General features: G+C 67.7%; 22 protein-coding genes. 11 read left to right on the top strand and 11 right to left on the bottom strand.

The window, feature by feature from the left end:
* Positions 1 to 48: 48 nt before the first annotated feature.
* Positions 49 to 288 (top strand): DUF3039 domain-containing protein, encoded by a 240-nt coding sequence (locus ACFWU2_RS10710; RefSeq protein ID WP_169620671.1) that lies wholly within the window; start codon positions 49 to 51, stop codon positions 286 to 288.
* On the opposite strand, the gene ACFWU2_RS10705 is transcribed toward ACFWU2_RS10710, so the two are convergent.
* On the bottom strand, positions 258 to 1,532 hold the full coding sequence (locus ACFWU2_RS10705) for a YihY/virulence factor BrkB family protein (protein ID WP_378605045.1): 1,275 nt from the start codon (positions 1,530 to 1,532) through the stop codon (positions 258 to 260). The genes ACFWU2_RS10710 and ACFWU2_RS10705 overlap by 31 nt on opposite strands.
* A gap of 231 nt (positions 1,533 to 1,763) precedes the next feature.
* Here ACFWU2_RS10705 and ACFWU2_RS10700 point away from each other — a divergent pair, with 231 nt between their 5' ends.
* The gene (locus tag ACFWU2_RS10700) at positions 1,764 to 3,491 is read left to right on the top strand and encodes a DEAD/DEAH box helicase (protein WP_378605042.1); all 1,728 of its coding nucleotides are present in this window, start codon (positions 1,764 to 1,766) and stop codon (positions 3,489 to 3,491) included.
* 108 nt (positions 3,492 to 3,599) lie between these two features.
* Here ACFWU2_RS10700 and ACFWU2_RS10695 read toward each other — a convergent pair whose 3' ends face one another.
* Positions 3,600 to 3,800, bottom strand: a complete 201-nt coding sequence (locus tag ACFWU2_RS10695; protein ID WP_378605039.1) for a hypothetical protein — start codon at positions 3,798 to 3,800, stop codon at positions 3,600 to 3,602.
* Positions 3,801 to 4,104: 304 nt separating this feature from the next.
* On the opposite strand from ACFWU2_RS10695, the gene ACFWU2_RS10690 reads away from it, so the two are divergent.
* Positions 4,105 to 4,449, top strand: coding sequence for a DUF952 domain-containing protein (locus tag ACFWU2_RS10690; protein WP_378605036.1), 345 nt, complete (start codon positions 4,105 to 4,107; stop codon positions 4,447 to 4,449).
* Positions 4,450 to 4,560: 111 nt separating this feature from the next.
* Here ACFWU2_RS10690 and ACFWU2_RS10685 read toward each other — a convergent pair whose 3' ends face one another.
* Both ACFWU2_RS10685 and ppgK read right to left on the bottom strand, forming a co-directional pair.
* Positions 4,561 to 5,934, bottom strand: coding sequence for an RNA polymerase sigma factor (locus ACFWU2_RS10685; protein WP_378605033.1), 1,374 nt, complete (start codon positions 5,932 to 5,934; stop codon positions 4,561 to 4,563).
* Positions 5,935 to 6,067: 133 nt separating this feature from the next.
* On the bottom strand, positions 6,068 to 6,862 hold the full coding sequence (gene ppgK, locus ACFWU2_RS10680; RefSeq protein WP_378605030.1) for a polyphosphate--glucose phosphotransferase: 795 nt from the start codon (positions 6,860 to 6,862) through the stop codon (positions 6,068 to 6,070).
* A 165-nt stretch (positions 6,863 to 7,027) separates the two neighbouring features.
* On the opposite strand from ppgK, the gene ACFWU2_RS10675 reads away from it, so the two are divergent.
* Positions 7,028 to 7,906: an inositol monophosphatase family protein gene (locus tag ACFWU2_RS10675; protein WP_378605027.1), complete on the top strand. Its 879-nt coding sequence runs from the start codon at positions 7,028 to 7,030 to the stop codon at positions 7,904 to 7,906.
* A 92-nt stretch (positions 7,907 to 7,998) separates the two neighbouring features.
* On the opposite strand, the gene cei is transcribed toward ACFWU2_RS10675, so the two are convergent.
* Entirely contained in the window at positions 7,999 to 8,682 is a 684-nt protein-coding gene (gene cei / locus ACFWU2_RS10670) for an envelope integrity protein Cei (RefSeq protein ID WP_378605024.1), read from the bottom strand.
* A gap of 381 nt (positions 8,683 to 9,063) precedes the next feature.
* On the opposite strand from cei, the gene ACFWU2_RS10665 reads away from it, so the two are divergent.
* Positions 9,064 to 9,366, top strand: a complete 303-nt coding sequence (locus ACFWU2_RS10665; RefSeq protein WP_169620679.1) for a DUF4193 domain-containing protein — start codon at positions 9,064 to 9,066, stop codon at positions 9,364 to 9,366.
* A 170-nt stretch (positions 9,367 to 9,536) separates the two neighbouring features.
* Here ACFWU2_RS10665 and ACFWU2_RS10660 read toward each other — a convergent pair whose 3' ends face one another.
* Complete coding sequence (locus ACFWU2_RS10660; RefSeq protein WP_169620734.1) at positions 9,537 to 9,971, bottom strand: DUF3093 domain-containing protein; 435 nt, start codon at positions 9,969 to 9,971, stop codon at positions 9,537 to 9,539.
* 149 nt (positions 9,972 to 10,120) lie between these two features.
* Between ACFWU2_RS10660 and dut the strand changes: the two genes are divergently transcribed.
* Both dut and ACFWU2_RS10650 read left to right on the top strand, forming a co-directional pair.
* The gene (dut, locus tag ACFWU2_RS10655) at positions 10,121 to 10,591 is read left to right on the top strand and encodes a dUTP diphosphatase (RefSeq protein WP_169620680.1); all 471 of its coding nucleotides are present in this window, start codon (positions 10,121 to 10,123) and stop codon (positions 10,589 to 10,591) included.
* 1 nt (position 10,592) lies between these two features.
* Positions 10,593 to 11,519 carry a DUF3710 domain-containing protein gene (locus tag ACFWU2_RS10650; RefSeq protein ID WP_378605021.1) on the top strand — a complete coding sequence of 309 codons (927 nt, stop codon included), beginning with the start codon at positions 10,593 to 10,595 and terminating at the stop codon, positions 11,517 to 11,519.
* On the opposite strand, the gene ACFWU2_RS10645 is transcribed toward ACFWU2_RS10650, so the two are convergent.
* Positions 11,516 to 12,280, bottom strand: coding sequence for an alpha/beta hydrolase (locus tag ACFWU2_RS10645; protein WP_378605018.1), 765 nt, complete (start codon positions 12,278 to 12,280; stop codon positions 11,516 to 11,518). The two genes, ACFWU2_RS10650 and ACFWU2_RS10645, sit on opposite strands and share 4 nt — an antisense overlap.
* Positions 12,281 to 12,414: 134 nt before the next feature.
* Between ACFWU2_RS10645 and ACFWU2_RS10640 the strand changes: the two genes are divergently transcribed.
* On the top strand, positions 12,415 to 12,792 hold the full coding sequence (locus ACFWU2_RS10640) for an OB-fold nucleic acid binding domain-containing protein (protein ID WP_169620683.1): 378 nt from the start codon (positions 12,415 to 12,417) through the stop codon (positions 12,790 to 12,792).
* Between the two features lie 105 nt (positions 12,793 to 12,897).
* A complete protein-coding gene (locus ACFWU2_RS10635) occupies positions 12,898 to 13,551 on the top strand; it encodes a DUF3159 domain-containing protein (RefSeq protein WP_378605218.1) in 654 nt (217 codons plus the stop codon).
* A 38-nt stretch (positions 13,552 to 13,589) separates the two neighbouring features.
* Here the strand turns inward: ACFWU2_RS10635 and eutC are convergent, their stop codons facing one another.
* The 4 genes from eutC to ACFWU2_RS10615 all read right to left on the bottom strand — a co-directional run bounded on the left by eutC (position 13,590) and on the right by ACFWU2_RS10615 (position 17,273).
* Positions 13,590 to 14,363, bottom strand: a complete 774-nt coding sequence (gene eutC, locus ACFWU2_RS10630) for an ethanolamine ammonia-lyase subunit EutC (RefSeq protein ID WP_378605016.1) — start codon at positions 14,361 to 14,363, stop codon at positions 13,590 to 13,592.
* Positions 14,360 to 15,772: an ethanolamine ammonia-lyase subunit EutB gene (locus tag ACFWU2_RS10625; RefSeq protein WP_378605013.1), complete on the bottom strand. Its 1,413-nt coding sequence runs from the start codon at positions 15,770 to 15,772 to the stop codon at positions 14,360 to 14,362. Before ACFWU2_RS10625 ends, eutC begins: the two co-directional genes overlap by 4 nt.
* A gap of 147 nt (positions 15,773 to 15,919) precedes the next feature.
* The gene (locus ACFWU2_RS10620; protein WP_378605010.1) at positions 15,920 to 16,573 is read right to left on the bottom strand and encodes a potassium channel family protein; all 654 of its coding nucleotides are present in this window, start codon (positions 16,571 to 16,573) and stop codon (positions 15,920 to 15,922) included.
* Between the two features lie 34 nt (positions 16,574 to 16,607).
* Positions 16,608 to 17,273 carry a potassium channel family protein gene (locus ACFWU2_RS10615; protein ID WP_378605215.1) on the bottom strand — a complete coding sequence of 222 codons (666 nt, stop codon included), beginning with the start codon at positions 17,271 to 17,273 and terminating at the stop codon, positions 16,608 to 16,610.
* Positions 17,274 to 17,450: 177 nt separating this feature from the next.
* Here ACFWU2_RS10615 and ACFWU2_RS10610 point away from each other — a divergent pair, with 177 nt between their 5' ends.
* Both ACFWU2_RS10610 and ACFWU2_RS10605 read left to right on the top strand, forming a co-directional pair.
* A complete protein-coding gene (locus ACFWU2_RS10610) occupies positions 17,451 to 19,448 on the top strand; it encodes an APC family permease (RefSeq protein WP_378605007.1) in 1,998 nt (665 codons plus the stop codon).
* Positions 19,445 to 20,737, top strand: a complete 1,293-nt coding sequence (locus ACFWU2_RS10605; RefSeq protein WP_378605004.1) for a class I SAM-dependent RNA methyltransferase — start codon at positions 19,445 to 19,447, stop codon at positions 20,735 to 20,737. The genes ACFWU2_RS10610 and ACFWU2_RS10605 overlap by 4 nt, the downstream gene beginning before the upstream one ends.
* Positions 20,738 to 20,822 lie beyond the last annotated feature (85 nt).

Here is a 20,822-nt window from a genome sequence, read left to right as displayed (position 1 = left end):
CCGAGATGCACACGCGCATCTCCGGTCGTCGTGCGGCATCATGGATACGTGAGCACGGATACCAAGGAACGGCCGGATACCACCCCCGACGAGACGACCGAGGACGATACTCCCAAGTTCTTCCACTACGTGAAGAAGGACAAGATCGCAGAAAGCGCGGTCATGGGAACCCACGTTGTTGCGCTGTGCGGCGAGGTTTTCCCTGTGACGCGATCGCCGAAACCCGGTTCTCCGGTGTGCCCCGAGTGCAAGAAGGTCTACGAAGGTCTCCGTAGAGGCGGCGAGTGAGCCTCGGGCACGGTCCCGGCACCCGGATCCAGCGGTAGTACATCGGCATCGTCGGCCGGGGGAGAACTCTCTTCCCCGGCCGCTTCTGCATGCTCGGGTGCGGTGCTCTCCGCGCCGTCCCGGTCGACTTTCATGCACTCCCGGTCGGTGTCGGATCGCTCGTGCCGGTCGATCGGGCAGGCCTCGGGTTGCTCGTCTCCCGGTCGCAACAGATCGGAAATCCGGATCGGGCTGGCGGCGGTGAGCCGTCGCGTGAGATTGGTGACCGGACCGAGTTCGGGTGACGGCACCTGGTCGGCCTGCGCCGACAGCCACTCCTTCCACTGTTCCATCCTGGTCGCACGCGCCGGCCAGAACTCCTGGACGGTCGCGTTGAACTCGGCGCCCAGCACAATCGCGAATCCCAGGAAGAATGTGAAGAGCAGGAACGCGATGGGCGCGGCCAGCGCTCCGTAGGTGTACCCGGTCGACGCGATGATCGTCAGGTACCAGCGCAGTCCCACGCTCGCGGCGATGAAGAACGCGCCGGCAACCAGTGCACCTCCGAGCAACCGGTGCCAGGGCAGCGACTTCGGCAGGGCGACCTTGTACAGCGTGGTCAGACCGAGGAGCAGCAGCAGTCCGACACCCGGGTAGTAGAACGTGTCGACGATGCTCGATCCGAGCGTGTACCAGGAGTCGGGCAGCAACCGGCCGATCATCGTCGGGCCGAGAGCGACGAGCGGCAGAGTGAACACTGCCAGGATGAGAAACATCACGTAGAGCAGCAGGCCGAAGATGCGCTGCCAGATCGGGTTGCGGTGGTTCTGCTGATGGTGGGCTTCCACGATCGAATCGACGAAGGTGGCGATCGCCGACGACCCTGCCCACAGGGACAGCACGAACCCGACGGACATCACGTCGGCGCGCCCGCGATTGAGGACATCCTCGACGGTGGGCTGGATGATCTGGTCCACCACGCTGTCGCTGAACGCCGTACGGGTGAACGTGACGATCTTGGATGTGATGATGTCCACTGTGTCGGGTCCGAACCATCCGCCCACGTAACCGAGGCTGCCGAGCAGCCCCAGCAGCAGCGGCGGCAACGACAGCGTCTGCCAGAAGGCCGCAGTCGCCGCCTTGCTGAAGATCGAGTGATTCCAGGCCATCGCCAGGGTGTGGCCGATGACCTGCCCAGTCCGGCGTACCGCGTGCCGCAGGCGGCCGCGGGGCTGGGAAGTGGGAGATCGGAGTGTGTCGTTCATCTGCTTCCAGGATTCCCGACGACGTGCCGTCATGCGCGTAGCCGGGCCGGTAGGTGCAGGGAAAGTCTGCCACGATCCCGCCGGAGGTGACCGTCGGCGCGCGGTTCGTGACCGGGATCGGCGCGCGGAGACGTTAGGCTTCATGACGGTCGACGTCCGGTCGAGGCGCATTGCGTCGCGGCACCGGCGGAGGTCGATCACAGCTATGCGGACAAGGAGCACGAGAAACCGGTGAGCATCGAAACCGTCGGACAAGCTACGACCTCCGCCCCGGCGGGACAGCTGCGCGCCTGGCAGCGTCGCGCCCTGACCAAGTACCTGGCGACCAAGCCCCGCGATTTTCTGGCCGTGGCGACCCCGGGCGCCGGCAAGACCACCTTCGCGCTGCGTGTCGCGTCGGAACTGCTGCGCGACCGCACCGTCGATCAGATCACGGTGGTCGCGCCCACCGAGCACCTCAAGCACCAGTGGGCCGCGGGTGCCGCGCGCGTCGGTATCGCCCTCGACTCGAATTTCTCGAACTCGACCGGGCAGACCTCGAGTGACTTCCAGGGCGTGGTCGTCACGTACGCGCAGGTGGCGTCGCACCCCTTCAAGCACCGGGTACGCACCGAAGCGCGCCGCACCCTCGTCATCCTCGACGAGATCCACCACGGTGGTGACGCCAAGAGCTGGGGCGAGGGCATCCGTGAGGCGTTCGGTGACGCCACCCGGCGTCTCGCACTGACCGGTACTCCGTTCCGCAGTGACGACAGCGCCATTCCGTTCGTCACGTACGAGCCGAACGGTGACGGGCTGATGCAGTCCAAAGCCGACCACTCCTACGGGTACGCCGACGCCCTCGCGGACGGCGTGGTGCGACCCGTGGTGTTCCTCGCCTATTCGGGCGAGGCCCGCTGGCGCACCAACGCGGGGGAGGAGTTCACCGCACGCCTCGGTGAGCCCCTGAGCGCCGAACAGACGGCGCGAGCGTGGCGTACCGCTCTCGATCCCGAGGGCGACTGGATCCCGGCCGTCCTGCGGGCGGCGAACACCCGCCTCGAACAGCTACGTTCCGGGGGAATGCCCGACGCCGGTGGGCTCGTCATCGCGACTGACCAGACGGTCGCCCGTGCGTATGCGCGGGCCCTCGAGGTCATCACCGGGGAGGCGCCCGCCGTCGTCCTGTCCGACGATCCCACCGCCTCGAAGCGGATCTCGGAGTTCAGCGCCAGCACCCAGCGCTGGATGGTCGCGGTGCGAATGGTGTCGGAAGGCGTCGACGTGCCCCGTCTCGCAGTGGGGGTGTACGCGACGAGCGCCTCCACCCCGCTGTACTTCGCGCAGGCGATCGGACGGTTCGTGCGTGCCCGCCGCAAAGGCGAGACCGCCAGCGTCTTCCTGCCGTCCGTTCCGGTCCTCCTCGACCTCGCCAGCCAGCTCGAGGCTCAGCGCGACCATATCCTCGGCAAACCCCACCGGGTGAAGGAGGGATTCGACGACGAGTTGCTCGCCGACGCCAACCGCCGCAAGGACGAGCCGGGCGAGGACGAGAAGGCGTTCCAGTCGCTCGGCGCCGACGCCGAACTCGACCAGGTGATCTACGACGGTTCCTCGTTCGGCACGGCCACCTTCTCCGGGAGCGATGAGGAAGCCGACTATCTGGGGTTGCCCGGCCTGCTCGACGCGGACCAGATGCGAGCCCTGCTGCGGCAACGCCAGGAACAGCAACTCGAGAAGCCGAAAGCGGTTCCCGCGCACGAACCTCCTCCTCAGGTCACGGAGCGGGTCGCGACGGCCGATTCGCTGGCCCAGTTGCGGCGTGAGCTCAATTCGCTCGTCGCGGTGGTGCACCACCGGACCGGTAAACCGCACGGGGTGATCCACGGGGATCTGCGCCGGCAGTGCGGAGGTCCGCCGACGGCGATGGCCAATGTCGAGCAGTTGCGAGATCGGATCGCGATCCTGCGGAGTTGGTGACAGGCGGAGAGCCGGTAACAGACGGAAGCGGGCGACCACATCTGCTGTGGTCGCCCGCTTCGGGTCGGATGTCGGGGGCCGTGTGGCTCTCGACGGAGGGTCGGAGGATCAGACGGTCGCGTCGGATTCCTCTTCGGTGGCAATCGTCGCTCCGAGTTCACGGAGACGATCGGTGTGCTCGTTGGCGTGGTGGCCACAGAACAGCAATTCACCACCGGTCGGAAGGACGGCGCGCACGCGAGCGGCAGCATTACACCGATCGCAGCGATCTGCAGCGGTCAACTTCGGGCTGGTCAACGTACCGGGCATGACTCCTCCAAACTGGCTACCGCTGAAATCGGGTGCCTGGGGTCTGGTCCGCCGCGCCGGGGGTAGCGCGGTGGATCTACTCTGACAGACGTTTCGGTTCGATGCGTTGTTCCCCGGGGTGCCCAATGGTGTCGCGGTTCACGCATGGACCTGCGAAAAGGCCCCGACGTGGAGCTTTGTCCCGGGGTGTGTTCGCTGACAGCGCAGCGTCGCCCCAGCGAGTCCCGGTAGCGCGGGCTCGGCGGCGATCTGCTCACGGTGGCCGAATCGGCAGGCGTGCCGAGGTTACGAGGACAATGAGCCGATGACCGACATTCTCCTCCACCTCTGCCCACGCGACGAGTGGGACCGGGCTCGGGACGCAGGTGCCGTGACGCCGGTGTCGCTGAGCGAGACCGGATTCGTGCACCTGTCGACGCCCGCGCAGGTGCATCTGCCCGCCAACCGGTTGTTCGCCGGCCGGACCGACCTGCTGCTGTTGCACGTGGACCCCTCGGCGCTCACCGACCCGGTGCGCTACGAGCCGGGTGTGCCCGAAGACCCCGAGTCGATGCGGTTCCCGCACCTGTACGGCCCGCTGCCGGTCGGTGCGGTCGTCGCGGTCACCGAATACCGGCCCGGCGACGACGGCCGGTTCGCGCGACTGTGAGCGTCCGGCGTCGTCAGCCGACTCCGTCGCCGAAATCTGCGAGGGGCGTGCCGGAGTGAACAACGAGAACGAGGGCCACCCGGCAGGGTGGCCCTCGTTCTCGTTGCTCTGTCAGTCGAGGTAGTCGCGCAGTACCTGCGACCGGGACGGATGCCGCAACTTCGACATCGTCTTCGACTCGATCTGGCGGATACGCTCGCGGGTCACGCCGTACACCTGCCCGATCTCGTCGAGCGTGCGAGGCTGCCCGTCCGTGAGACCGAAGCGCAGCCGGACGACGCCGGCCTCGCGCTCGGAGAGGGTCTCGAGGACCGACTGCAGCTGATCCTGAAGCAGCGTGAACGACACCGCGTCGACGGCGACGACCGCCTCGGAATCCTCGATGAAGTCGCCGAGCTGGCTGTCGCCCTCGTCGCCGATCGTCTGGTCGAGCGAAATGGGCTCACGCGCATACTGCTGGATCTCCAGCACCTTCTCGGGCGTGATGTCCATTTCCTTCGCCAGCTCTTCCGGCGTGGGCTCGCGTCCCAGATCCTGGAGGAGTTCGCGCTGGATGCGGCCGAGCTTGTTGATGACCTCGACCATGTGGACCGGGATACGGATCGTGCGGGCCTGGTCGGCCATCGCACGCGTGATCGCCTGCCGGATCCACCACGTGGCGTACGTGGAGAACTTGTAACCCTTGGTGTAGTCGAACTTCTCGACCGCGCGGATGAGACCGAGGTTGCCTTCCTGGATCAGGTCCAGGAACGCCATTCCGCGGCCGGTGTAGCGCTTGGCGAGCGAGACCACGAGTCGAAGGTTCGCCTCGAGGAGGTGGTTCTTCGCGCGGTTGCCGTCGCGGCAGATCCAGTTCATGTCGCGCCGCTGCGCGACGGGCAGCTTCTCGCCCTTCTCGGCGAGCTGTTGCAGACGGTAGACGGCGTACAGGCCCGCCTCGATCCGCTTGGCGAGCTCGACTTCTTCTTCGGCGTTGAGCAGGGCGACCTTGCCGATCTGCTTCAGGTACGCGCGCACCGAGTCGGCGGAGGCGGTGAGTTCGGCATCCTTCCGGGCCTGACGAAGCGCCTCGGACTCCTCTTCGTCCCAGACGAAGTCACCGGACGCCTTGTCCTTCTCGGTGGGCTCTTCCTCTTCCACCACGACATCCTCGGTGGTGGCGAGTTCTCCCTCGGAGATCTCGAGGTCGGCGAGATCGGCAACGTTGGTGGCGTCGAACTCTTCCTCGCCGGCCGCTCCGGCGGCCTTCTTCGCTGCGGCCTTCTTGGCGGGAGCCTTTTTGGCTGCGGCCTTCTTGGCAGGAGCTTTCTTTGCTGCGGCCTTCTTGGCGGGAGCCTTTTTGGCTGCGGCCTTCTTCGCTGGCGACTTGGTGCTCGGCGCGGTATCCGCCGCGGTGCCGTCAGCGTCGGCGGCGGCGCCCGAGGCGCCTGCAACGGGTGCGGATTCGTTCTCTGAATCAGCGGTGTGGATGTCGGTGGCTGCCACGTACGCCCTTTCGTGACGAGGTAGTGCGGCGTCGCGCCAGAGGTGTTCCGGCGGAGAGGTCTGTCGGGATCAGGCCGGTTCCGGCCGGCTGAGGACCATTGTAACGATTCCGTCCGGGGAGGATGAGCGCGACTCAGGGTGTTACGCCGGTTTTCGCTGCGTATGCGGCTCCGACGATCCCCGCGGCGTTCCGCAGTTCGGCGGGAACGACCGGAGTTCGGTTGTTCAGGAGCGGGATCCACTTGTGATGTTTACGGCTGATCCCGCCTCCCGCGATGAACAGGTCCGGCCACAGCAGCGCTTCGAAGTGCTCGAGAACGCGGGAGACTTCCTTGGCCCACTGCTTGTACGACAGGCCGAGCTTGTCCTTGACCGAGGACGCCGCGATGTGTTCGGCCTCGCGCCCGCCGATCTCCATGTGGCCGAATTCGGTGTTGGGGAGAAGGACGCCGTTGTGCAGCACGGCCGAGCCGATGCCCGTACCGAAGGTGAGCAGGATGATCACTCCGTCGGTGTCCTTCGCCGCGCCGAAGCGATCTTCGGCGATCCCGGCCGCATCGGCGTCGTTGAGGATGGACACGTCCTGACGTCCGAGTGCCTCGGTGAACAGTTCGTGCGCATCGGTGCCGATCCAGGACGAGTCGATGTTGGCGGCGGTGCGTACGACACCACCCATCAGGACCGACGGCAGGGTGACACCCACCGGACCGGACCATCCGGCCTGTTCCGCGATTTCGGCGACCGTCGCGGCGACCGAATCCGGTGTCGACGGCTGAGGAGTGAGGATCTTGATGCGTTCACCGACGAGTTCCCCGGTGTCCAGGTCCACCACCGCACCCTTGATGCCGCTGCCTCCGACGTCGACCCCGAACCCCAGGTTCGACGACTGCACCGATTTCGCCGACATCGTCGGGGTGTCCTGGGTCATCACGTGTTCCTCTCGCTCGGATCGGTCCGGGGAATCCGGACTGCGCCTGTGTCGCAACGATAGTGTGGTCCGTCGCGGCGCGGGGTCGCGAACCCGTGCATCTCCGTTCTGCGAGCCGCGAGTGGTGCGCTGGTGTCCCGCGCTCGGGTGTGTTCGGATGAGGAAATGCCTGCCGAGCAAAATGCCACCCCTTCGGAATTGTCCGCCCTGCGCGAGGTGGCCGTCACGGTTGCCCGAGAGGCCGCCGACCATGTTCGCGCCCGTCGCGGTGAACTCTTCGGCCCGCCCGGATCCGACGGCGCCGATTCGGTCCGCACGAAATCCACGCACACCGATCCCGTCACCGTGGCGGACACCGAGAGCGAGGACCTGATCCGCGCCCGCTTGCGCGAGTTGCGACCCGGGGATGCTTTTCTCGGCGAGGAGAGCGGGAGCAGCGAGGCGGCCGGCACGGGGGAGACCGGAGTGTGCTGGGTGGTCGATCCCATCGACGGCACCGTCAACTTCGTCTACGGCATCCCGGCGTCGGCGGTCTCGGTCGCCGCGCAGGTGGACGGCCGATCGATCGCGGGGGCGGTCGTCGACATCGCGTCCGGCGACACGTACTCGGCCGCGCTGGGCGCGGGCGCGACCCTCACGGACGCGCGCGGCACGGAGACCCCGCTGCGGTGCAACCCGGTGACCGACCTGGGGATGTCGCTCGTGGCGACGGGCTTTTCCTACTCTCCGGGCCGGCGCGCCCATCAAGGCGCGATAGTCGCAGCGCTCCTTCCGCGGGTCCGCGACATCCGGCGGATCGGCGCAGCAGCGCTCGACCTGTGCATGGTGGCCTCGGGTCGCGTGGACGCGCACTACGAGCACGGCCTCAATCCGTGGGATTGGGCAGCGGGTGCGCTCGTCGCGGCCGAGGCGGGCGCGACGGTACGGATACCCGGGGGCTTCGGCGACGCCGGAGAGATCACGGTCGCGGCGGCGCCGGGAATTGCGGTCGCTTTCAACGAGTTACTCACCGAATTAGGCGCAAATCACTCCGCGCCGAATTGAGTATTCCGCCCGGTTCACCCGAATATGCTTTGTGTCGCGTCACGTCGAAATTGTGAGCGGCGTCCCCTTTTGCACTCGAAGTGAAAAAGTAATCAGCAACGGGCGTCGCGTGCGGCGGTGAGAAGGTCGATGTCGAGGGGCGCCGAACCCTCTCCGGCCGGGACCTCGCGGAGGGTCCGCAGGACCTCTTCCGCGTCCGCAGAGGGGGAGAGGTCCTTGAAGTACGTCCCGAGGGCGAAGTCGACGGTGTCGTCCCCACGCTCGTCCAGGACCAGCTCGGCGCACGGAGCGAGCAGCCAGACCGCGCTCGCGGCGGCCTTACCCGACTCGCCGAACCGGATCTGTCCCTGGCACTGCATGTTCTGATCCAGGTACACGGGGTCGTTGCCGGCTTGAACATCCGGCGCGCTGGCGAAGCCGTAGTCGCTCAGCTGCGCCGCGACGTGTGTCGCCTGGCCACGCTCGCCGTTGGCGTTGAACACGCGAACACGGGTGGCTGCGAGGGACGCGGGCTCGACGTCGAGCAAGGTGGACCGATCGACGACGTCTCCGAGCGGCGCGGGCTCAGTGCCGTCCGGACCTGATGCGCCGAGGGCCGGGGCGTTGCACGCGACGGTGGTGGTCACCGGTTCGACCGAGCTGAACACCGAGGTCCAGACGACGATGGTCGCGGCCGCGAGGACCGCCGCGGCGATCGCTGCCGGCAGTGTCCGGCGGTGACGGAACGGCCGGCCGCGCTTGTCGGTAGCGGTGCCTTGGGTGATCAGGGAAACCACGCCGCCCTGCCTCTCGTGTTCGTGCCGGTGATGGTGCGCACTCACTCTAGAGGGCGGTGCCTTCGGAAGGTGGAGGCCTCCGGAGGTGTCCGCCTTCGCGGGGAGGGAATGCCACGGGTTTCTGTGGTGTTGGTGACAATTACTCGACAATTCCGGGTGGGCTGCGAAATTGATTGCATATTTCGGGTCCGTGTCGGCTATTGTTCGGCGGCCCGAGTCGTAGGAGTTGCGCGACCTGGGCTCGCAATACAACGTATTCGGGTATGTCCGGGATCCGGACTTATCCAGGGAACTTCATGACACCGTCGAGCGTTGCCTTGGCCGGGAGCACCTTCGGTGCTTCTGCTGAGCGCCCGCACGAAGATTAGAAGGTAAGAGGACATGGCGACTGACTACGACGCACCGCGGCGGACCGAAAGTGACGAGGTGTCGGAGGATTCACTGGAGGAACTGAAGGCGCGGCGTAACGAAGCGCAGTCCGCTGTGGTGGACGTCGACGAATCGGATACCGCCGAGTCTTTCGAGTTGCCCGGTGCCGATCTGTCCGGCGAAGAGCTGTCGGTACGCGTCGTGCCCAAGCAGGCCGACGAATTCACGTGCTCGAGCTGCTTCCTGGTGCACCACCGCAGCCGACTGGCAACCGAGGAGAACGGCGTCCTGATCTGCCGCGACTGCGCCGCATGAGATCGCCCCGCGACTGCGCCGCATGAGATCGCCCCGCGACTCCGCAGCCTGAGGTCGCCCCGCGGCCGCTCGGCATGACCATGCCGCGCGGCCGCTCGGTGTGACGAACTCAGGTCGCTGCGGCGACCGGGTCGCGGCCCGAGTTCACTTCCCTCGGGTGCTGCCCCTGGTTACTTTCCTGTGGAAACGTCGCAGCCCAACGCTTCGAGCAACTCGGCGGGACGCCGGGTACTGATCAGCCAGTAGGGCGTCGGGTCGTCGGGATCGTCGAGTACAACCATCGCCATCGTCCCGACCCACGGCCGGTGCTGGACGAACGCGGCCGGATCGAGCTGGCGACCGAGCGCAGCGCTCTTGGCCGACGCCGGAACCACCACACCGCGTGAGATGACCTCCACCGGCAGATGTGCGCGTCCCACGACCAGTTCCCCGTCGACGACTTCGACCTTGCTGCGAGAGAGCCAGATCAGAGCCCAGATCGGGAAGGGCAGCAGCAGGACGTACGGCAGCCAGGCGTAGAGGCCCGGCGCGCCCATATGGAGTTCCGCCGCGAGCAACGCAGCGATGCCGAGCCCGATGGGCCACCACCACCACGGCACCCACATCTGTTCGGAGAAGGTCGGGGTGCCGGTGGTCCGGCCGGGAGTCGCTCCGGAGCGAGAGGATCGAGACACAGGCCCAGGATAGTCGCCCGTATCGGATGGCCTCGCGCCCGCAGTGGGGGACCGGCATCCGCAGAGTAACCTCGGTCCACGTGACCGATCTTCCGCGCATTCCGCTGCGTCGCCTCGACCCCGGGATCCCCGTGCCCACCCGCGCTCACCCCGGTGACGCAGGTGTCGACCTGTGCACGACCGCCGACCTGACTCTCCAACCGGGCCAGCGAGCTCTGGTGGGGACCGGCATCTCTGTTGCCCTGCCGATCGGTACCGTCGGGCTCATTCATCCGCGGTCCGGACTCGCAGCGAAGTTCGGCCTGTCGGTGGTGAACACCCCCGGCACGGTCGACGCCGGATACCGTGGAGAGATCAAGGTGTGCCTTATCAACCACGACACCGAAAACGCCGTCGAGCTGCGCCGCGGTGACCGGATCGCCCAGTTGCTGGTCCAACGCGTCGAACTCGCCGAGTTCGTCGAGGTCGACGAACTCGACGACACCGCGCGCGGAAGCGGCGGATACGGATCGAGCGGCGGACACGCCGGTCTCGTGAAGGAAGGTTCCTGACATGTTCGGACGTCGCAAGAATCGTGGGCAGGATACCGGTGCAGATCGCGCTGGGCAGGCCTACGCGGACGACGGCAGCTTCGATGAGGCCGGGTACGACGAGGCCGGGTACGACACTGCCGGCTACGACGAGGCAGGTTACGACCACGCGACCGGTGCCGCCGGCGACGAAGGGCCGTTCGACATCACCGAGATCGACGAAGAGGACCTCACCGGTTCCCGCCTCGATCTCGGGTCCGTGCTGGTGCCCCTCCCGCAGGGAAGCCAGATCCAGGTCGAGATGGCGCAGAACGGTGCGCCGCAGAATGTTCACATCGTCACCCGGTACGGGCGGATCACGGTGTCGGCGTACGCGGCGCCGAAGTCGCCGGGTCAGTGGCGCGAAGTCGCTGCGGAACTGTCCGAGACCCTGCGCAACGACAACGCGACGGTGAGCATGGAATCCGGTCCGTGGGGCCGGGAACTGCACGGCGTGACCTCGAACGCGGACCTCCGGTTCATCGGAGTGGACGGCCCTCGCTGGATGATTCGGTGTGTTGTCGCCGGTCCCGCCGGTAACGCGGGCGGGGATTCGGAACTGGTGGTGCTCGCGCGGTCCGTCGTCGCGGGCACCGTGGTGCGACGCGGAGCAGAGCCGTATCCGGTGCGCACGCCGTTGCCCGTCGTGCTTCCCGAAGCACTTGCGCAGCAGCTCGCCGCGGCAGCGCAGCAACAAGCTGCGGCGCGACAGCAACCCACTCAGCAGGGAGCCGCCCCACAGCAACAACGCGCTCCGCAGGGCGCCCCGGCTGCGCCTCAGGCGCCGCGCCAGGGTGGGCCCGCACCGCAGGCGCGCGCGGGAACGAACCCCCCGCCGCCGAGCGCCCGCCAGCCGCAGCCGCCTCGGCGCGGCGAGTCCGGCTCCGCGATGCAGCAGCTGGGCTTCTAGCCCGTACCGCCGGTCCGGTCCTCACGCGGGGCCGGGCCGGCGCACGCCTGGTCGAGCGCCGTCAGGCACAGCGTGCCGAGCCGACCCGGATCCGCGCCGATGTCGGCCAATCGGAGGCTCGCCAGCGCGGCATGCGGAATCTCCCGCGACCATTGCGCCGCCGTCTCGAACGGATGCACCGCATCGTCGACGGCCGCAGCGATCCCGACAGGCACCTCGAGCGCGCGCAGGCCGTCCACGTCGAGCGCGTGTACACCGGCGGCTTCCTCGAGCGCCGACGGCAGGTCGGGCCACTGGGCCTTCCAGGATCGAGTCAGTTCTGTGGCAAGCCAGGAAGGACTCGACGCCGCCATCGCGGCCGTTACCGCGTCGAGACCGTGAGCGCGCAGTTCCGAGGCAGTCCATCGCGCGCTCGCTGCGGCAGGCGCCGCGGCAGGATCGCCGGTCCACGCAGGCAGGGCCGCGAGTACTCCCGCAGCGAGATGGGGATGCTCTGCCGCCCACTGCACGGCGACTGCGGCCCCGATCGAGACTCCACCGACCAGGATCGGTCCGCTGCGCGCGGCAGCATCCATGGCGCTGACGTAGCTGCGCACGACTCCCCGAGGGTCGGGATCGACCGCCACGACGTCGATTCCCCGGGAGCGCAGCGGGTCGCGGAAGACGCGATCCACGAAGTTCGCATCCGAACCCGTGCCGGGCAGGACGACGGCGACGGTGACAGTGCTGAGATCGATGGTGAGGGGCACGGTGCGGGGCATCTCACAATCCTGCCGAATGCTCGAAACCGGACTACAACTCGGTGTGCTTGTGCTTGCCCGGAATCGGTCTACAGTGGCGATCGAACGACAACTTCGGGCACGCCACATGTGCCCACCGTGTACAGGAGCGCGCCATGCCACCCGCCGCGGCCGGTTACCTACGCCGGCTCACTCGTCGGTTGACCGAGGATCTCGAGGAACTCGACGCAGAAGAGATGGCCGAGTCGTCTCATTCGACCGGCGCGCTTCCCGTCGTCAAGTGCACCCGCGGCCAGGAAGTGACCATGTTCGGCCGACTCCGCAGCGTGGAGTCGTGCTCGAAAGCGGCCGCCCCGACAGTGCAGGCGGAGTTGTTCGACGGCACCGACTCCATCCTTCTGGTCTGGATCGGACGTCGACGGATCCCGGGTATCGAAACCGGTAAAACCCTGCTCGTACGGGGCCGAGTCGGTGAACGCGACGGTCGACGGGTGATCTACAACCCCTACTACGAATTGCGCGGCCCGGCCTGATCGGGCGCGGACCGTGAGGCTCCTGGGGTCTCCGCACGTCTGCGTCCGGGGCAGCACCGGGAATATGGCACTCTCGTAGGAGTGAGCGACATCAGGCAACAGACGATGCTCGAACAACTCGGTGGCATCAGCGGGTTGGTGTATTCGACGCTACCCGTCCTGGTGTTCGTGCCCGTGAACAGTTGGTGGGGCCTGACGGCCGCGATCTGGGCGGCCGTGGCCGTCGCCTGCGGTGTCCTGGCGTGGCGGCTGATTCGCGGCACCCCTATTCAGCCCGCGATCTCGGGTTTCATCGGCGTCGCGGTGTGCGCGTTCATCGCGTACCGCACCGGTGATGCCAAGGGGTACTTCCTCTTCGGGATCTACGCCAGCCTGATCTATGGCGGAGCATTCGTCGTATCGGTGCTGGTCCGCAGGCCGCTCGTGGGCGTGATCTGGGGGATGCTGAACGGGCAGGGCTCACGGTGGCGGTCGCACAAGGACGCCGTCCGTGCGTACGACATCGCGACCGTCGCGTGGGCACTGGTGTTCCTGGCGCGCTATCTCGTCCAGAACCACCTCTACGACGCCGACGAAACCGGCTGGCTGGCTGTGGCCCGCATCGGAATGGGCTGGCCGCTCACCGGACTGGTGTTGCTGGTGACCTTGTGGGCGGTACGCAAAGCCGACCGTCTCGTCGAGCCGGCTCCCGAGGCCGCGGAAGTCCAGGAACCGGGGGAGACCCCGATTCCTCCCTCGGGCCGCCACCGCGACGTGTGATTTCGCCCGGACGAGACAGCCTGCAAGACGAAGCAGCGCTACAACGCGCGGTGTTCTCCGTCGGCCAACGCCGGACCGCGTGAAGTGTCCTTGAGCATGACGCCGGACGCGCCGAGCCGCCGCGCACCGTCCACGAGTGCAGCAATCACCCGCGCAGCCCCTTCGCATGTCATCCCGTCGGGCGGATGGATGTTCGACACACAGTTCCGTTCGGAGTCGCGGCGCCCCGGCTCGGGGTGATGGGTCAGGTAGACGCCGATACTGTCGGCACTCGACAGTCCGGGGCGCTCCCCGATGAGCACCAGCATGGTCGTGACGCCGAGTTGAGCGCCGATGTGGTCGCCGAGCGCGACCCGCGCCTGCGTGGCGATGACCGGCGGTGCGAAGGTCGAACCGGGAAGCGCACGCACGATCGCTGCGACGAGCGCGGGGCCGTGGGCCAGGAGCGCGGTCGACGACAGGCCGTCGCACAGAGCGATCCCCACATCGGCACCACTGTGGGGAAGGGCGGTTCCGTCCTCGGGCCGGCGTCCCAGATCGGGGCGGCGGAGATAGACGTCCCGGGTGACGGCCGCGCTGCGCACCGTCAGAGGCGTACCGAGTCCAGGTGGTCCGGGCAGATCATCGAATTCGAGCGCCTCCAGCTGCTGTGCGAGGGACTCCACGTCGAGAGGTGCGTGAACGGCGTCGCGGGCCACCGCATGCGCCGCGACGAACTCGAGGTGCCGCCGCGTGGGCACACCGTTGCCGGCCCGTCCCAGCCCGATCCGGGCCTGCGTGTGGCGCCGAAGTACCTCCCACGCGTCCGTCACAGTGCCCCTCCGAGTGCTCGCAGCGGCGAGGCCGCCATATCGACGGGCAGGATGCGCCCGGAATCGTCGGCCAAGCCCTGTGCCCGAAGCCACTCCTCGAATTCGGGGCTGGGTCGCAGCCCCATGACCTCCCGCGCGTACAGCGCGTCGTGAAACGAGAGCGACTGGTAGCCGAGCATGACGTCGTCCGCCCCCGGGACCGTGATGACGAACGCGGTGCCCGCGACGCCCAGCAACGTGAGCAGGGTGTCCATGTCGTCTTGGTCGGCCTCGGCGTGATTGGTGTAGCAGACGTCGACTCCCATCGGCAGGCCGAGGAGCTTGCCGCAGAACTGATCCTCGAGGCCTGCTCTGATGATCTGTTTGCCGTCGTAGAGGTACTCGGGCCCGATGAAACCGACGACGGTGTTGACCAGTAGCGGATCCAGCTCACGCGCCACCGCGTATGCGCGGGCTTCCAACGTCTGCTGATCCACGGGACGTCCTCCGGCGCCCAGGTGCGTGCCCGACGAGAGCGCCGAGCCCTGCCCGGTCTCCAGATACATGACGTTCTCGCCGACCGTTCCGCGGCGCAGCGCCCGCGCCGCGTCGTTGCCTTCCCGCAAGAGGGCGAGATCGACTCCGAATCCGCGGTTGGCGCCTTCGGTGCCCGCGACCGACTGGAAGACCAGATCGACCGGCGCGCCCTGCGCCACCAGGTCGATGGTCGTCGTGATGTGGGTGAGTACACACGACTGGACCGGGATGGAGAACCGCTGCCGGATGTCGTCGAGCAACCGCAGGAGGTCGGCAACCGCGTGCGGAGAGTCGCTCGCGGGGTTGATACCGACCACCGCGTCGCCGCACCCCATCAGCAGACCGTCGAGCACGGCCGCCGCGACACCGTGCGGGTCGTCGAGCGGATGGTTCGGTTGCAACCGCGTCGACAGCCGTCCCGGCAGGCCGATGGTGGTGCGGAAGGCGCTGGTGACGGTCGCCGCCCGCGAGACTGCGATCAGATCCTGGTTGCGCATGATCTTGCTGACTGCCGCGACCATCTCCGGGGTCAACCCGGGCGCGAGTGCCCCCAGCGCGGGGGCAGGGTCCGGCTGCGCCGCGACGGTGAGCAGGTGGTCGCGGAAGCCCCCGACCGTCAGATGAGCGACGGGTGCGCACGCGTCGGCGTCGTGCGAGTCGATGATCAGACGGGTCACCTCGTCGGTGTCGTACGGAACGATCGCCTCGGTGAGAAAGGCCGACAGCGGCACGTCCGCGAGCGCCCATTGAGCCGCCGCACGCTCGGCGTCGGAATGCGCGGCGCACCCGGCGAGTTCGTCGCCCGATCGCCGCGGTGACGCTTTCGCCAGGAGATCCACGAGACCGTGGAATTCGTATGTGACACCGGCGATCTGCTGCCGATACACGGTCATGGTTCGGTCACCTCCGAAGTCCCTCGTCACGCCGCGGCGGCATGGTCGGCACAGCGTACCGAGGTGCGCCGTGCAGCGCCGGTCGTGTGGGAGCCGGAACCGGGACCCGGCACGGGAATCGTCCGAAGGTCCCGGCGGAGTGGGAGGCTAGACGCCGACCGCCGCCCGCAACTCGTCTTCGACATCCTGCGCAGCGACGAACAGCAGTTCGTCTCCGCCCTCGAGCGGGTCGTCGGGTTGCGGGACGATGACCCGTTCACCGCGCAGGATCGTCACCAGCGCGACGTCACGCGGCAACTGCAGCTTGCGCACCGGCTTGCCCGCGAGCGCGGTGGTGTCGGGCAGAGTGATCTCGACGAGGTTCGCGCCCCTGCGCAACGTCATCAACCGCACCAGATCGCCCACGGTGACGGCCTCCTCGACCAGCGCCGCGAGCATGCGAGGGGTCGACACCGCCACGTCGACTCCCCACGACTCGTCGAAAAGCCATTCGTTGCGGGGGTCGTTGACGCGGGCCACGACGCGCGGCACCCCGAACTCGGTGGTGGCGAGAAGGCTCAGCACGAGGTTGACCTTGTCGTCGCCGGTCGCTGCGATCACCACATCGTAGTTTTCGAGACCGGCAGCCTCGAGCAGACTGAGTTCGCACGCGTCGGCGTGCACCCACTTGGCCTCCGGAACGGCAGCGGGTTCGACGTGGTCGAGTTTGCGCTCGAGCAGCATGACCTCGTGGTTGTTGCGCACGAGTTCGCGGGCGATCGACCGTCCCACGGCCCCCGCGCCTGCGATGGCGACCTTCATCGACGGATCCTCTCGGTTGACGGGGTCATCGTGCTCAGTTGTCCTCCGCCGGAGGGTTCTCGGCCAGTGTGACCGCCTCGGCCGCGGAACCGGAAACGGCAGCGATGTAGACCAGATCATCTGCCTGGATCACGGTCCTGCGATCCGGCAGCAGGCCGGTGCCGAACCTGATGAGGAACGCGACGCGGGAACCGGTCGCTTCCTCGAGTTCGGTCACGCGCCGTCCGACCCAGCCTTCGTGGACGTCGACGCCGGCCACTGCGACCGAGCCGGTCGGATCACGCCACCGCGTCGTCTCGCTGTCGTGGGTGAGCGCGTGCAGGAACCGGTCCGTGGTCCACGGCACGGTGGCGACGGTGGGGATGCCGAGGCGCTCGTAGGCGGCCGCACGCTTCGCGTCGTAGATCCGTGCGACCACCCGCTCGACCCCGAAGATCTCTCGGGCTACGCGCGCCGAGATGATGTTCGAGTTGTCACCCGACGACACCGCGGCGAACGCGTCGGCCCGTTCGATGCCGGCTCGGATCAGCACGTCCCGATCGAATCCCATCCCCACGACCGTGTGGCCGGGAAAATCCGGTCCCAGCCGCAGGAATGCGCTCGGGTCCCGGTCGACGACCGCCACCTCGTTGCCGAGTCGCGCGAGCGCGGTAGCCACGGACGAACCCACCCGGCCACACCCCATCACCACCACGTACACCGTGGACACTCCGTTTCGTCGATCGAGGAGGCGACCACGGTCGGTGGTCGCCGAACGGAACCGTACCGCCCGGCGGTCGGGCGCGGGGTCGGACTCGGAGAAGCGTCGGTGGCGTGCGGAAACGGACACCGGCGTCCGATGCAGTGTTCCACCAGGCGGACGGCTTAGGCTTTGCGGGTGTCCAAGCTTTCCACCGCGACGAAACGGCTCCTGCTGGGTCGCCCGTTCCGCAGCGATACCCTCGGGCACGATCTGCTGCCCAAGCGGATAGCCCTGCCCGTATTCGCCTCCGACGCATTGTCCTCGGTGGCATACGCGCCGGAGGAAATCTTCCTCGTCCTGTCTATCGCCGGCTTGTCCGCGTACACGTTCTCGCCGTGGATCGGTCTCGCGGTGGCCGCCGTCCTCGTGATCGTCGTGGCGAGTTACCGGCAGAATGTGCGCGCCTACCCGTCGGGCGGCGGCGATTACGAGATCGCGACGAAGAATCTCGGGGCCACCGCCGGTCTGACGGTCGGCAGCGCCCTCATGGTCGACTACGTGCTCACCGTCGCGGTCTCGCTGTCGTCGGCCGCGGCCAACATCGGTTCGGCGGTGCCCTTCGTCGCACAGCACAAGGTGCTCTTCGCCATTGCCGCCATCGCGATACTCGCCGCGGTGAACCTGCGTGGGCTACGGGAGGCGGGCAAGGCCATTGCATTCCCGACGTACGCGTTCGTGGTCTGCATGCTCGTGATGCTCGGGTGGGGGCTGGTCCAGATCTTCGTCCTGGGGGAGGACCTGCGAGCCGAATCGGCGGAGTTCGAGCTTGTCGCCGAGCAGACCGACCTCACCGCGATCGCCTTCATCTTCCTTCTGGCACGGGCCTTCTCGTCGGGCTGCGCGGCGCTGACGGGTGTCGAGGCGATCAGCACCGGGGTACCGGCCTTCCGCAAGCCCAGGGCCCGGAACGCCGCGACCACACTGCTCATGCTCGGAGCGATCGCCGTGACGCTCTTCCTCGGGGTGGTGTTCCTCGCCCAGCGCCTGGGCGTGGTGGTGGCCGAGAATCCGGCGACCCAGCTGCGGGGTGCCCCCGAGGGGTACGAGCAGAAAACGCTCGTCGCGCAGCTGGCCCAGACGATCTTCAGCGACGTTCCGGTGGCGTTCTTCCTGATGGCGGTCGTGACGGCGGTGATCCTCGTGCTCGCCGCGAACACCGCCTACAACGGGTTCCCCGTGCTCGCCTCGGTACTCGCCCAGAATCGCTACCTGCCGCGTCAGCTGCACACCCGCGGTGATCGCCTCGCGTTCAGCAACGGCATTGTGTTCCTGTCGGGTCTGGCCATCGTGTTCGTGTGGGTCTTCGACGCCGAAGTGACCAAGCTCATCCAGCTCTACATCGTCGGCGTGTTCGTCGCCTTCAGTCTCGGACAGGCCGGAATGGTCCGACACTGGACCCGACTCCTTGCCACCGAGACGGACCCGGCGAGCCGTGGCCGGATGCAGCGTTCACGGTCGGTCAACGTGATCGGGTTCGTGGCGACCACGGCCGTGCTGCTGATCGTGCTCGTCACGAAGTTCACCGCGGGCGCGTGGATCGCGGTCGCGACGATGGTGGCGATCTTCGGTGTGATGAAGGCGATACGTCGTCATTACGACACCATCGCGGCCGAACTCGAAGGTGCGGAGTGGGACGGGGTTCTGCCCAGTCGCACCCACTCGATCGTGCTCGTGTCGACGCTCCACCTGCCGACATTGCGTGCCTTGGCGTACGCGCGGGCGACCCGCCCCGACACTCTCGAAGCGATCACCGTGAACGTCGACGAGGAGGACACCCGCAAGCTGGTCCGGGAATGGGAGCGCAGCGACCTCACCATTCCGCTGAAGGTCGTCGAGTCGCCGTATCGTGAGATCACCAGGCCCGTGCTCGACTACGTCCGGCGTGTCCGGCGTGATTCGCCGCGTGACGTCGTGACGGTGTTCATTCCGGAGTACGTGGTGGGTCACTGGTGGGAGCAGATCCTGCACAACCAGAGTGCGCTACGTCTCAAGAGTCGTCTCCTCTTCCAACCCGGGGTGATGGTCACGAGCGTGCCCTGGCAGCTGCGCTCGTCGGCAGCGGTAGGACGAGAACGGATCGATTCGGCGCCCGGAGCGGTGCGCCGGGGTCTCGACAAGGAGGAACAGCAGTGAGTCGGCAGGAACGACAGGGCACGCGCACGGATTGGTCCGGACGCCGGGTAGAGGTGATCTTGGGCAACCCCGCGCACGGCGGCTTTTGCGTCGCCCGGTTCGAAGGCCGGGTGATCTTCGTCCGGCACGGCCTTCCGGGGGAGCGGGTGTTCGCGTCGATCACCGAGGACCGCGGTGGTTCGTTCTGTTTCGCCGACGCGGTGGAGATCCTGGAGGCCTCGGAGGATCGGGTCGATCCGCTGTGCCCGGTGTCCGGACCGGGCGGTGCGGGCTGCTGCGACATGTCACACGCTTCCGTGCCCGCGCAGCAGCGTTTTGCCGCCGCGGTGGTGAGCGAACAGCTGCGGAGGCTCGGTGGTGTCGAGCGCGACATCACCGTCGAGGAGATCCCGGGCGGGGCGCCGAACGGCACCTTGTGGCGGAGCCGTGTCCGGCTCGCGGTCGACGCCGCAGGTAGTCCCGGGTACCGGCGGTACCACAGCAACGACGTCGTTCCCGAGCTTGCGTGCCCACAGATAGATGCCGCCGCTTACCGGGGGTTGTCCGACCAGGTGTGGCGTCCCGGCGCCGAACTGCAGGTCGTGCTGGATGCGAACGGCGACCGGCACATCGTCGAGATCGCGCCTCCCGTGATTTCGGGTACCGGTCACAAGAGCCCCGGCCGCCGCGGCGCCGCCGCTCGCCGGGCCGCGACGAGTGCACCTCGCGCAGAGAAGGTCGTCGAGGGGTCGGGACGACCCGTCGAACGGGTCGGCGATCGCGAGTGGTCCGTCGCGGCAACCGGGTTCTGGCAGGCCCATCGCGGGGCGCCGACCACGTACTCGGGGGTCGTCGCGGAGTGGGCGCAGGCATCGGAGGGAAGCACCGTCTGGGACCTGTACGGCGGAGTCGGTGTCTTCGCCGCCTCGCTCGCCGGCCAGGTGGGAAGCCGGGGGAGTGTGATCTCCGTGGAGTCGTCGCGGACCGCTGTGGAGGACGGTACGGCTGCCCTGGCGGACCTGGACCAGATCTCGTTCCGGCACGGACGCGTGGAGCGCCTCGTCGGCGACCTTCCGGCTCCGGAGGTCGTCGTGCTCGACCCGCCTCGCGCCGGTGCGGGCAAGGAGGTCGTGAGTGCCATCGCGGAGGCGGGGCCCCGCCGGGTCATCCACCTCGGTTGCGACCCCGCGGCATTCGGCCGTGACGTGGGCCTGTACCGCGCACAGGGCTTCGAGCTGGCCGAAGTCCGCGCGTTCGCGGCGTTCCCGTCGACTCATCACGTGGAGTGCCTCGCGCTGTTCACCCGGTGAGTTGTTCACCCGGTGAGCGGGGCAGCCTGAGCGGCCGGTGATACGGCTGGGAGGTACGTCCGTTTCGCGAAGTATTTGGTTACAG

Source organism: Rhodococcus sp. NPDC058639 (genome assembly GCF_042717545.1).
GTDB lineage: Bacteria > Actinomycetota > Actinomycetes > Mycobacteriales > Mycobacteriaceae > Rhodococcus.
The sequence above is the reverse complement of the archived record's forward strand: the minus strand, read 5'-3'. Positions and strand labels throughout refer to the sequence as shown.